Source organism: Clostridium chrysemydis (assembly GCF_015234215.1).
Taxonomy (GTDB): domain Bacteria; phylum Bacillota; class Clostridia; order Clostridiales; family Clostridiaceae; genus Clostridium; species Clostridium chrysemydis.
This window is the reverse complement of the sequence record NZ_JADEKP010000007.1, coordinates 20,159-32,544: the sequence shown is the minus strand read 5'-3', so window position 1 is coordinate 32,544 and position 12,386 is coordinate 20,159. Positions and strand designations below refer to the sequence as shown.

Genomic DNA, 12,386 nt, shown 5'->3' with positions numbered 1-12,386 from the left:
ATACCATTTTGTACCATGAAATATTAAAAAGGTTATGCCTAAATTTATACAGCATAACCTTTTTAAATTACCTAAATGATATATTATTAATTTCAGTAGCCTTTTTAGCTTTAAATCTAAATTTATCTATAAAAACTATAGCGCTAGATAGCATAAGGAATGCTATCACTAAGAAAAATACATTTACTATTAATCCTTCTAAGGATAAAACATTCATATCTAAAAATGAATAAGGATATACTCCTATAACATTTCCTACAGCTAAAGCCCAGAATAAATATACTATAGGGAAAACTACCCAGCCTAATATATCTTTGTATTCATAATTTGATTCCTTTTCTAAAATAAGCCAATCAAATAATATTGCAAGAGGTGCAAAACCGTGAAGTATATACGTTTGAAACTTTTCTATACCTGTTTGTTTCCACTCGCTATTTAATATTAAGAAAAATACAAGTCCAGCAACGCAGATATATAAAGTTATAGCACCCTTTATACTTCTTTTATTAAGCCATTCTATTTTTCTATTTAGAATTGAGTTATTTAAAAATAGAAGCATCACTAAAATATTCGCAAATTCAGTAAAATAAGAAAAGAATCCTAAAATCCTTCCAAAATATCCATCTATATCATTTGACATCATTTGAAGTGTAAATGATAATATCATACCTATTAAAATTAGGATTCCTGCAAACCCTCTAAAATACTTTTTATTTATTTCTTTCATATAATCACCTTTCAATTTATAATTCCGAATTAGATTATATCTCATTTTATTTTGATTATCAAACTATTTGATTATTTAATAAAAATAATAGCAGAATCATTAGACTCTGCTATTTTGGTATAAACAATGTTGATAATTCGTAATTTATTATATCTGGAGTAGCATAAGAGTTATTCCCAAAGAAAAGAGCTGGATCTCCTTCTAATCTATTTAACATAAGTAATATATAAAAATTTGTTTTGCTTATAATAAAATTTGCAGTATATAAAGATAATATTGCATTAGAATTTGAAATAGTATATATAATACTTGGTACAAAAACTTGTGTAACTTCTTCTTCTTTAACGTTTAAAGTTTCTTTAATGAAGTTATCAACTTTATCATTCTCATGAATTTTCCCACAAGTATTTAAATCTATTTCTCCCTTTTGAACAAGATTTATAAATAAACCTATTAAAAAGTCATGAAAAGAAATTTGAATATTTCCTATTGCTGAGTTAGTAAAGGTATTTGGGTCACAAGGATTATATTTAGGCTGATTGTTTAACTGCTCTGAAAAAGATAAAAACCAATATATCCTGTTATAATTCCTAAATATCTCCCGCCCATTTTTTATGAACGGATTGTAATTACCTAAAAACTCTGCACAAGGAGGAAGAGTCGTATCACTCCAGAAATCACAATTATAAATCTTTTTTCTTCTACTCAAAAACTCACTCCTCCTAAATAATCACTTTCTATATTTTATACTAATATTTTTAACGTTAAGGTATTGATCTCGCATTTGGTTGAGTTTTGCTAAAAATCTCTATAAGTTCTAGCATCTTAATATTTGCAATTAAACTAGTCATTACACATTGATGGAAAGTATAATATCTATCAACGTTAATATTTTTATCTAATAACATATTCATAAGTATTATTTCAATATATCTATAATAAGTTGTATAAGCATATATACCTATAGCTATAACTGAAATTTTTTGTCCTTGTGATGATAATTCAAATAAATTAATATCAGTTCCATCTATTTCTCCTAAAATTATCCCCACATTAATTTTATTTATGTTTATGGAATATAAATTGGCCATTGCAAGAAAAGATGCTGCTTTTATTTCTAAGTCAATTAAAAATAAATTGTATGCATCAAAATACTCATTTAAAATTTCAGTAACTTCTGGATCCATAAATATATCCCCCTTAAACTACTTATATTTAATATATGTTTAAGAGGGACTATAGTTAGTTAATTTATTATTTTTTTAATTTATCTATCATATCACGAAGTTCAGCCGCTCTTTCGAATTGAAGATTTTTAGCAGCGTCCATCATTTCATCTGTGTACTTTTTAATTAGTTTTTTCTTATCTTTTGGAGACATATCCTTAGGTTGATTTTCGAATTCTCCTCTAGTTTCTTCTTCTGAAGCTTTTGTCGCCTCAATTACATCTCTTATATCTTTTATTATAGTTTTTGGAGTAATTCCGTGTTCTTCGTTATACTCCATCTGAATCTTTCTTCTTCTTTCAGTTTCACTAATAGCTCTTTCCATAGATCCTGTTATCTTATCTGCATACATAATAACTTTACTATCTGCATTTCTAGCAGCTCTACCTATAGTTTGAACCATTGAAGTTTCAGACCTTAAGAACCCTTCCTTATCAGCGTCTAAGATAGCAACTAAAGCAACCTCTGGAATGTCTAACCCTTCCCTTAAAAGGTTTATCCCAACTAAAACATCGTATTTACCAAGTCTTAAATCCCTAATTATCCTCATTCTTTCCATAGTATCTATATCTGAATGCATATAAGTAGTCTTTACGCCAAGTTCTATTAAGTACTTAGTTAAATCTTCTGCCATCCTCTTAGTTAATGTAGTAACTAATGTTCTATATCCATTTTCATTTGTTTTTATAATTTCTGAATATAAATCATCTATTTGATTGTTTACAGGTCTTACTTCTATAACTGGATCTAAAAGCCCTGTTGGTCTTATTATTTGCTCTGCTATAACCTCTTCATGTTCTCTTTCGTAGGCTGCAGGTGTTGCACTTACAAAGACTACTTGATTTATCTTTTTTTCGAATTCTTCAAACTTCAAAGGTCTGTTATCGTAAGCGCAAGGAAGTCTAAATCCGTAATCTACTAAAGTGTTTTTTCTAGACCTATCCCCTGCATACATAGCCCTAACTTGAGGAAGTGTAACGTGACTTTCATCTATAAACATCAAATAATCCTCAGGGAAGTAATCTATTAAAGTTTTAGGAGGAGTTCCTGGATCTCTTCCATCTAAAATTCTTGAATAGTTTTCTATTCCACTACAGTAGCCCATTTCTCTCATCATTTCTATATCAAAGTTAGTTCTTTGCTTTAACCTTTGAGCTTCTAATAATTTCCCTTGAGCATTTAATTCTTTTAATCTATCTTCTAATTCATCTTCTATTTTTGAAATAGCCTTTTCAACAGTTTCACTTGAAGCTGCAAAGTGGGAAGCCGGATGGATTTGAGCGTGATTTCTTTCACCTAAAATCTTTCCAGTTAAAACGTCAAATTCTCTTATTCTTTCGATTTCATCTCCAAAGAATTCAACTCTTATTCCTTTATTTGAAGAAGATGCTGGAATTATATCTAAAGAATCTCCTCTTACTCTAAAAGTTCCCCTTGAAAAATCTATATCGTTTCTTTCGTATTGGATTTCTATAAGTTTTTTTATTATTTCATCTCTATCTTTTTCCATACCCGTTCTAAGGCTTATAGTAAGATTTTTGTACTCTTCCGGGTTACCAAGACCATAAATACAAGATACTGAAGCCACTATTATTACATCTCTTCTTTCAAATAATGCTGATGTTGCCGAGTGCCTTAACTTATCTATTTCATCGTTTATAGAAGCGTCTTTTTCTATAAATGTATCCGTTTGAGGTACGTAAGCTTCAGGTTGATAATAATCATAGTAGGAAACAAAGTATTCTACTATAGCATCTGGAAAGAACTCTTTAAATTCTGCACAAAGCTGAGCTGCTAAAGTTTTGTTGTGTGCTAAAACTAAAGTAGGTCTATTAGTTCTTTCTATTATGTTTGCCATAGTAAAAGTTTTACCTGAACCTGTTACTCCAAGAAGCGTTTGAAATTCATTTCCCTTTTCTAATGATTCTACTAATTTATCTATAGCCTTTGGTTGATCCCCTGTAGGCTTAAATTCTGATTTTATTTTAAATTCACTCATTTTTTCACCTCTCTTATGTTATTTTTCATATTAATGTAAATATACCACTTTTCAAAAATAAGTAAAGTATAGGTATTTTAAAATTAATTAGGGCTACTATACTTAAAAAGTTTAGTAGCCCTAATTAATTATTTTTTTATTTTTTTCTCTTCTATTACTTCTATATCTTTTATTTCATCGATTACCTTATCGATTTCTTTTCTTTTTTCTTCATCAGATACTATTTCTTCTTTTTCAATATTTTTCTTTTTAGCTTCTTCGTTTAGTTCTATTTGTTTTTCTTTTATCTTGCATAAAAGATCTTTAAAACTTTTACTTTCAACATCAATCTTAGAATCATCTTTAACCATTATTGGAACTAAAACAAGTCCTAACCTTTTATCTTTTTGAAACTTTAATTCTACATCAAAAGTTTTACCTTTTCTTCTTACTAAAAGCATGCAGCTTCCAACTTCTCTTCTTGATAACCCATAAACATCTTTTTCTGAATTTATGTAAGTTTCATTAACTTTTATTATATCGTCCCCTACTTTAATACCTGCTTCATATGCTGTAGTATCTGGTACGACTTCTAAAACTTTTATTCTTCCTTCTTCACTATAAAATATAGGTTCTCTCTTTTCTTCTAATTTTTTACTATAATTTAGCATAAGTTCGTGTAGAAGTGGTGCTAATATTAATACTATAATCTTACCAGCTAGTCCAAAATTAGCTAAACCTGATATTAAGCATAAACAAGCTCCGTAAATGGATATCATAATACCAGAACTTCTAACCTTTTCTTTTCTACTTCTAGTAAATGTGACAGTGCTATAACTTAACATCCCCATAAATGGAATACTCATTAAAGCTGCACCACTTAAAAGTACGGTACTATTACTAATTAAAGGCCAAAAGCTAGGTGTGTTAACACCGGCTATTAAATTTGAACTGCTATCTATATTTTCTAATGCTATAAAGATAGCTATAGGTAAAACCCAATACCTTCGCATTGCATATCCACCTAATATTTTTCCATCTTTTTTTGTAAATACAGGTATAGAGCCTCTGCTCCCATCAAAGGTTACTAAAAGTCCTTCAATAATATGCAAAACACCTACAAGAACCATCAGACTTACTATGTCAATATTAAGCCATCCTTTTTCTGGATATAAATATGTAACTATTAAGCTTAAAAAACCTAATACCGCCCCTGAATATGAAAAACATATAAATCTTGGTTTTACAACCATAAGTAGCAAGGATACTATAAAGATAAATTGTATTCCTGATGTTTTTGAAAATACTACTCCTAAAGACGTAAGAATAATACTTCCAAGTATTCCCCCAATTAACCCAAAACAAATTTGGGATGCTGTTAGCTCTAAGGGAGAATTTATACTCTCCCCAGCTATCATTTTTTGCATTATTGATATCTTCCTATTTCTTAGATAAAATACTAAAGCTAATACTACTAATATCAAGGCTAAAGTGGGGTCAACTATTACAAGTGATAGTGATTTTAAAGTCTGAATTATTAATTCCATTACTTAGCCTCCTTAAATTTAATTAGTTATTTATCGTGTAGATCTTTTTTCATGATTTTTAGTGCCTCGTTAAATTGAGGATCGTCTTTTCTATTATAAGGTTTATTTAAAAACTCTTCAGAAAGCTCAACTTTAACATCTGGTTCTATTCCTTTTTCGTTTATATTTAATCCGTTAGGAGAATAATATCTTGAAATTGTAACTTTTAAAGCACTTCCATCTTTAAATTCTATAGGTGCTTGAACTACACCTTTTCCATAAGTGTTAGTTCCAACTATAGTTGCAATTTTATAATCTCTAAGTGCCATAGTTAAAAGTTCAGATGCTGATGCACTACCTTTATCTACAAGTAACACTACAGGCATTTTGTTAAGTCTTCCATCGCCTATAGATTTTTCGTATGATTTATTATCGTACTTATCTATAGTATACGTTATAGTTTCACCTTTAGGTATGAATTGTGATGCTATTTTTACAGCTTCACTTAAAAATCCTCCTGGATTTCCTCTTAAATCTAAAATCATTCCTTTCATACCTTTTCCAGATAATTTATTTACTTCTTCTATAAATTCGTTTCCTACTCCTTCTTTTGCAAAAGTAGAAAGTCTTATATACCCTATATTTCCATCTATAATTTCACCTTTTACAGAGTCAGTTTTAATAATATCTCTTTTTATCTTAACATCAAAATCTGATTTTTCACCTTTTCTTCTTATAGTTAAAGTTACTTCCTCACCTCTTTTTCCTTTGATTAAATTTGCTGCCTTCTCTGTGTCATCTTTTATAGTTTCTCCATTAATCTTAACAATTATATCTCCAGACTTTAATCCTGATTTCTCAGCTGGAGAACCTTCAACTACTGATGCTATCTCAGTCACTCCTTCTTTAGGAGAAATCATAACTCCAATTCCCATAAATTCACCAGAATGTTCTTTGTTGAATTCTTTGTAATCTTCTTCATTCATATAAACTGTATATTTATCGCCTACAGCTTCAGTCATTCCTTTTATAGCACCGTCTAAAAGTTTATTATCATCTATATTACCATCATAATTTTTATAAATTGCATCTCTTACAGTAAGTAATTTATTATATTTTTCTGTATCTTTAATTTCACCAAGTTCTCCTTGAACTTTCAAATTCGTCTTTCCTAGAACTAATCCGTTAAGTGCTGCTTTATTACCTAAGTAAAAGCTAACAAAGATAATTACTATAACTAATAGACTTAATAGTAATGGAAAGAGATATCTTCTTTTTTCGTTATTTTTCATTTAACCAACTCCCTCTTAAACCACATTTTAACATAATTGCTAGTTTGGATAATATATTTTTTTAAAAATTAAACTCAGCAGAAAATACTGCTGAGTTTATATACTCTTTTATATTCTATTCAATTAAATATTTTTTATACAATTAAGAACTTTCTAAGTGAAGCGTAACTTGCAACTCCACCTACAACTAATCCACCTAAAGCGAATTGCCATAACATAGTTGTATATACATATGATATTGGTGCTAAGTTAATAATTAATACCTTATCAACTATCCAAGAATAGAACATGTTGTATCCACCTAAAACAACTATTACTGCTAAAAGTGATCCAACTAAACCTATTATCATACCCTCGATTATGAAAGGCCATCTTATGAACCAGTCAGTAGCACCGACAAACTTCATAATTCCAATCTCTCTTCTTCTTGAGTAAACTGTAAGTTTTGTTGTATTCATAATTAAGAATATTGCAACACCTACTAGTATTACGAATAATCCAAATCCTATAATTTTTACTATGTTAACTAATTTAGTTATTGTTTTAATTAAGTCTTGTTGGTTACCTATGCTTTCAACTCCAGGCATATTTTGAATTGCATCTGTTATTGCTTTAGCATATGATGGATCTTTTAATTTAACTACAAATGATGCTGGGAATGGGTTTTTATCTAAACTATACCCTTCTAATAATCCCTTGTTTTCTTTTGTAGCATCTTGGAAGTTTTTAAATGCATCTTCTTTTGATTCATAAACAACTTCTTGAACACCATCTAATTCATTTAATTTTATTTCAACTTCTCTTTGCTCGATAAGTTTAATATCATCTTTTAAGAATACTTTTAATTCTACTTTTGATTGTATGTCATCTAACGCTAATCCAACGTTCTTTGTCACTAATAAGAATGCTCCTAGTACAAAGAAAGTTATAAGAACTGTAAGCACTGATGCAAAACAGATTGTTTTATTTCTCTTTAAACTTTTTAAGGCGTCAGAAATAAAATGATTAACCGTATTAATTTTCATCTTCGTAACCACCTCTCTTAACATCTCTAGCAATTTCACCTTTTTCGATTGCTATAACTCTCTTCTTCATGTCATCAACTATCTCTTTAGCATGTGTTGCCATAAGTACAGTTGTTCCTGCCTTATTGATATCATCTAGTAGATCCATGATTTCATTTGAAGTCTCTGGGTCTAAGTTACCTGTAGGCTCATCACAGATAAGAACCGATGGATTGTTAACTATAGCTCTTGCTAAAGAAACCCTTTGTTGTTCTCCCCCTGAAAGCTCACTTGGGAACATTTTATATTTGTGTGATAAACCAACTAGTGATAAAACCATTGGTACTCTTCTTCTTATTTCTTTTGGTGATGCTTCAACAACCTTCATTGCAAATGCAACATTTTCATATACGTTTAATGTAGGTATTAGTCTGAAATCTTGGAAAACCATACCTATTTTTCTTCTATAATAAGGTGTTTGCTTTCTTGTGATTTTTGCTAAATCTTTTCCAGCAACCTCTATTTGACCTGTTGTAGGTTCTACTTCTTTTAATAGCATTTTAATTAATGTTGATTTACCAGCTCCTGAAGGTCCAACTAAAAACACGAATTCTCCTGCTTCTATTTTGACATTTACATCTGATAGAGCTTTTACATTATTATCATATATCTTAGATACATTTTTAAATTCTATCATTATTTTACACTCCTTACGTCCTTGGACATTAACTATAAACCCCTTGTCCATTGTACTTTTACATTATATCACAAGTTTTAACATATATTATATAAGAATTTATTAAATTTTAGTCCTAAAAAGGTAAATTTTAGATTTTAATCTTTATTTATGTCTTTAAAACCTTCACCTAAAACTTCGTGAACTTCACCTACTGTTATAAACGCTCTAGGGTCGACTGAGCGAATATGATTTTTAAGTTTTATAAATTCATTCCTATTTAATATAGTATAAATTATATAATTGTCTTCTTTTTTATAACCTCCAAATCCCTTTATAAAAGTTGAACTTCTTTTAAGCTCTTCTATTATAAATTTATTTACAGCATCTGGAGTATTACTTATAATCATAACTTGTTTTGAAGTATTAAAGCCTTCTATTATTTTATCTACTGATATTCCTAAAATTATTACACTAAGCATTGAATAAAAACCTTTATCTAAACCAAATACATAAGCGCCAGCTAAAGTTATAACAAAATCTACTATTAAAAGTGATTTTCCTATATCTAAATGAAGAAACTTATTCATAATCTTTGCTAAGATATCAGTCCCTCCTGTTGAAGCGTTGTTATTAAATACAATAGCCATTCCTATAGCTGAAATTAAAGTACCAAAAATAGTAGCAATTATTAAATCAGTAGTAATTGCATATGGATTAAACCATTTTTCTATAATCCACATAACTACTGATAACATAAGACTTGCATAAATTGTTTTACCTCCAAAATTACCGTCAATAAACAAAAATGCAGCAACAAATAGAACCGCGTTTATAATTAAGGTTAACGTACCTACTCCAACACCCGGAAAAAAGTCATCTACTACAATCGCAAGACCTGTTACCCCTCCTGCTGCAAGTTCGTTAGGCGCAAAAAAATACTCCACAGAAATTGCAACTAAAATTATCCCAAATGTTATTAATGAATACTCTTTTAAAATTTTTTTATTCATACGTAAGCACCCCCAAATTATATTCTATCCTCTATTTTATACTATTATGATACCTCTCTTCTAATTGCATTATTCAACAATTTTATTCAATCTTTCCAAATCCTTTTCCTAGTACATCATGTGCTTCATTAACAATAACGAATGCATCTTTATCATTATCTTTTATAAAAATTTTCACTTTTATAAGTTGAGAACGACCTAAGACACAGTATATTACATCTTTTTTTTCGTTTGTATAACCGCCTTTTCCATTAAAGACAGTACATCCTCTATCTATTTCTTTTAAAATATAGTTTTTAATCAAATCCGTATTTTGAGTAAATATAACTACTTGATGACATATAGATGTTCCCGAAATAACTTTATCAATTACTATTCCATTTATAAGAACACAAATTGCAGCATAGATCCCTTTTTCTACACCGAAAGTTAATCCACTAAACAAAACAACAATTATGTCAACCATCTGCATCCCTTTTCCCATATTAATATGGAGAAATTTGTTTAGGATTTTTGCTATTATATCTGTTCCACCTGTAGATGCATTTTGAGTAAAGACAACTCCAAGTCCTACTCCAAGTAAAATACTCCCTGCAATAGTTGCAAGCATCGGATTATTTAAAATCCCAACAGGTTTTATAAACTCTTCTGAAAACCAGTTCATAAAAGAAAGTCCCATAGCTGCATATATTGTCTTTCCTCCAAAGCTACTTCCTATAACCATAAAAGCTAAGATAAAAAGAAATATATTCATTATCCCCATAAGAATTCCTAGATTTGCACCCGGTATATAATGATTTATAACTAATGCTATTCCAGTTACTCCGCCACCAGTAATATTATTTGGAACATAAAAATACTGTATAGCTATACTAACTAAAAAAATCCCAAAAGTTATTATCCCATACTCTTTAAACTTTTTCATTTTCCCCTCCGCTATTTAATTTTAAGATATTTTTTTGCATAAAAAAATAACAGTATAGATCCCCTCTATACTGTTATATCACATTTATTGTAATTTTTGCTATTATTTTTTCATATTTACTGCTTTTTTAGCTTTTTCTGCTATATCAGCCCCTGTTAATCCATAAGCTTTTAATAACTCGTCAGGCTTTCCACTTTCTCCAAATACATCCTTAACTCCAACTCTTAAAACTGGAACTGGGCATTCTTCTGAAACTACTTCAGCAACTGCTGAACCAAGTCCTCCGATTATGCTGTGTTCTTCTGCTGTTACTATAACACCAGTTTCTTTTGCAGCTTTTAAAACTAATTCGTTATCTAAAGGTTTGATAGTGTGGATGTTTATAACTCTTGCATTTATTCCATCTTTAGCTAAGATTTCTGCTGCTTCTAAAGCTGCATCAACCATTATTCCTGTAGCTATTAATGTAACATCGTTACCTTCTTTTAAAGTAACACCTTTTCCGATTTCGAATTTGTATTCTGGTCTATCGTTTATTATATTAACTGCTGCTCTTCCAAGTCTTACATAACAAGGTCCGTTCATTTCAGCAACAGCTTTTATTGCAGCTATAGCTTCAACTCCGTCTGAAGGATTTATAACTGTCATGTTTGGTATACTTCTCATAAGTGAAATATCTTCTATAGCTTGGTGAGATGCTCCATCTTCACCAACTGTTAAACCTGCGTGAGTTGCGCAAACTTTAACGTTTAGTCTTGGATAACAAATTGAGTTTCTTATTTGCTCAAATGCTCTACCTGCTGCAAACATTGCAAAAGTACTTACAAATGGGATTTTCCCACAAGTTGACATACCTGCTGCAACTCCCATCATATTAGCTTCTGCTATCCCCATGTTGAAGAATCTATCTTCTGCAACACTTTTGAATTCTGCTGTTTTAGTTGACTTTGAAAGGTCCGCATCTAAAACTACTACTTTATCATTTAATACTGCTAATTCTTTTAATGCTAATCCATATGCTTCTCTTGTTGCTTGTTTACTCATTATTTGTTTCCTCCAATCTCAGCTATTGCTTGTGCACATTGTTCTTTAGTTGGTGCAGCTCCATGCCATCCTGCTTGGTTTTCCATAAATGAAACACCTTTACCTTTAACAGTTTTACAAACTATTGCAGTAGGCTGACCTTTATGATTTTTAGCTTTTTCTATAGCTTCTAGTATTTCGTCATAGTTGTGTCCATCTATAACTAATACATTCCATCCGAATGCTTCGAATTTTTTATCTATTGGAGAAGGGTTCATAACTTTTGTTATATCTCCATCTATTTGTAATCCATTGAAATCTATGAAAATTGTTAAATTATCTAATTTGTAATGAGCTCCAGCCATAGCAGCTTCCCAAACTTGACCTTCTTCAAGCTCACCGTCTCCTAATACTGAATATACTCTATATGATTTGTTATCAACTTTTCCAGCTAAAGCCATTCCAACTGCAACTGAAATTCCTTGACCTAATGATCCTGTTGACATATCTATTCCTGGAAGATCATTCATGTTTGGATGTCCTTGTAAGTTTGATCCGAACTTTCTTAATGTTTTAAGTTCTGCTGGATCAAAGAATCCTCTTCTAGCTAATGCACTATATAAAACTGGTGCAGCGTGTCCTTTTGAAAGAACGAATCTATCTCTTTCTTCCATCTTAGGATTTTTAGGGTCTATATTCATTTCGTTAAAGAATAAAGTTGTAACTATATCAGCCGCTGATAAAGATCCACCTGGATGCCCTGAAGCTGATTCTGTTAACATTTCAACTATATCTTTTCTAATAATTTTAGCTTGTTCCATTAGCTCTTGTTTATTCATTTTCATTATTAATATCCTCCTAGCTTTAACAATATAATTCGTAATTAGATTTCTAGATTAATAATTGCCGTTTTTTTCATTTGTAATTCTATCATAAATTTTAAACTTTGTATACACTATTAACAAATTTCGAATTAAATAGTAATCATATATAATT

12 protein-coding genes are annotated in these 12,386 nt (G+C 30.1%); all 12 read right to left on the bottom strand.

The features are described from left to right. Positions 1 to 67: 67 nt before the first annotated feature. Entirely contained in the window at positions 68 to 727 is a 660-nt protein-coding gene (locus INR60_RS14315; RefSeq protein ID WP_194192178.1) for a Pr6Pr family membrane protein, read from the bottom strand. 109 nt (positions 728 to 836) lie between these two features. Then, positions 837 to 1,436 carry a hypothetical protein gene (locus INR60_RS14310; RefSeq protein WP_194192177.1) on the bottom strand — a complete coding sequence of 200 codons (600 nt, stop codon included), beginning with the start codon at positions 1,434 to 1,436 and terminating at the stop codon, positions 837 to 839. A 55-nt stretch (positions 1,437 to 1,491) separates the two neighbouring features. Further along, positions 1,492 to 1,914, bottom strand: a complete 423-nt coding sequence (locus INR60_RS14305) for a hypothetical protein (protein WP_194192176.1) — start codon at positions 1,912 to 1,914, stop codon at positions 1,492 to 1,494. Between the two features lie 67 nt (positions 1,915 to 1,981). After that, entirely contained in the window at positions 1,982 to 3,952 is a 1,971-nt protein-coding gene (gene uvrB / locus INR60_RS14300) for an excinuclease ABC subunit UvrB (RefSeq protein ID WP_194192175.1), read from the bottom strand. A 128-nt stretch (positions 3,953 to 4,080) separates the two neighbouring features. Continuing rightward, on the bottom strand, positions 4,081 to 5,478 hold the full coding sequence (locus INR60_RS14295) for a PDZ domain-containing protein (RefSeq protein ID WP_194192174.1): 1,398 nt from the start codon (positions 5,476 to 5,478) through the stop codon (positions 4,081 to 4,083). A gap of 26 nt (positions 5,479 to 5,504) precedes the next feature. Then, the gene (locus INR60_RS14290; RefSeq protein WP_194192173.1) at positions 5,505 to 6,749 is read right to left on the bottom strand and encodes a S41 family peptidase; all 1,245 of its coding nucleotides are present in this window, start codon (positions 6,747 to 6,749) and stop codon (positions 5,505 to 5,507) included. Positions 6,750 to 6,883: 134 nt separating this feature from the next. Further along, positions 6,884 to 7,774 carry a permease-like cell division protein FtsX gene (gene ftsX, locus INR60_RS14285; protein WP_194192172.1) on the bottom strand — a complete coding sequence of 297 codons (891 nt, stop codon included), beginning with the start codon at positions 7,772 to 7,774 and terminating at the stop codon, positions 6,884 to 6,886. Beyond that, complete coding sequence (gene ftsE / locus INR60_RS14280; RefSeq protein ID WP_194192171.1) at positions 7,764 to 8,450, bottom strand: cell division ATP-binding protein FtsE; 687 nt, start codon at positions 8,448 to 8,450, stop codon at positions 7,764 to 7,766. The genes ftsX and ftsE overlap by 11 nt, the downstream gene beginning before the upstream one ends. Positions 8,451 to 8,587: 137 nt before the next feature. Then, positions 8,588 to 9,442, bottom strand: coding sequence for a YitT family protein (locus INR60_RS14275; RefSeq protein WP_194192170.1), 855 nt, complete (start codon positions 9,440 to 9,442; stop codon positions 8,588 to 8,590). An 82-nt stretch (positions 9,443 to 9,524) separates the two neighbouring features. Then, on the bottom strand, positions 9,525 to 10,367 hold the full coding sequence (locus INR60_RS14270; protein WP_194192169.1) for a YitT family protein: 843 nt from the start codon (positions 10,365 to 10,367) through the stop codon (positions 9,525 to 9,527). A gap of 102 nt (positions 10,368 to 10,469) precedes the next feature. Beyond that, positions 10,470 to 11,414 carry a transketolase C-terminal domain-containing protein gene (locus tag INR60_RS14265; RefSeq protein WP_194192231.1) on the bottom strand — a complete coding sequence of 315 codons (945 nt, stop codon included), beginning with the start codon at positions 11,412 to 11,414 and terminating at the stop codon, positions 10,470 to 10,472. Next, positions 11,411 to 12,235: a transketolase gene (locus INR60_RS14260; RefSeq protein WP_194192168.1), complete on the bottom strand. Its 825-nt coding sequence runs from the start codon at positions 12,233 to 12,235 to the stop codon at positions 11,411 to 11,413. The genes INR60_RS14265 and INR60_RS14260 overlap by 4 nt, the downstream gene beginning before the upstream one ends. Positions 12,236 to 12,386 lie beyond the last annotated feature (151 nt).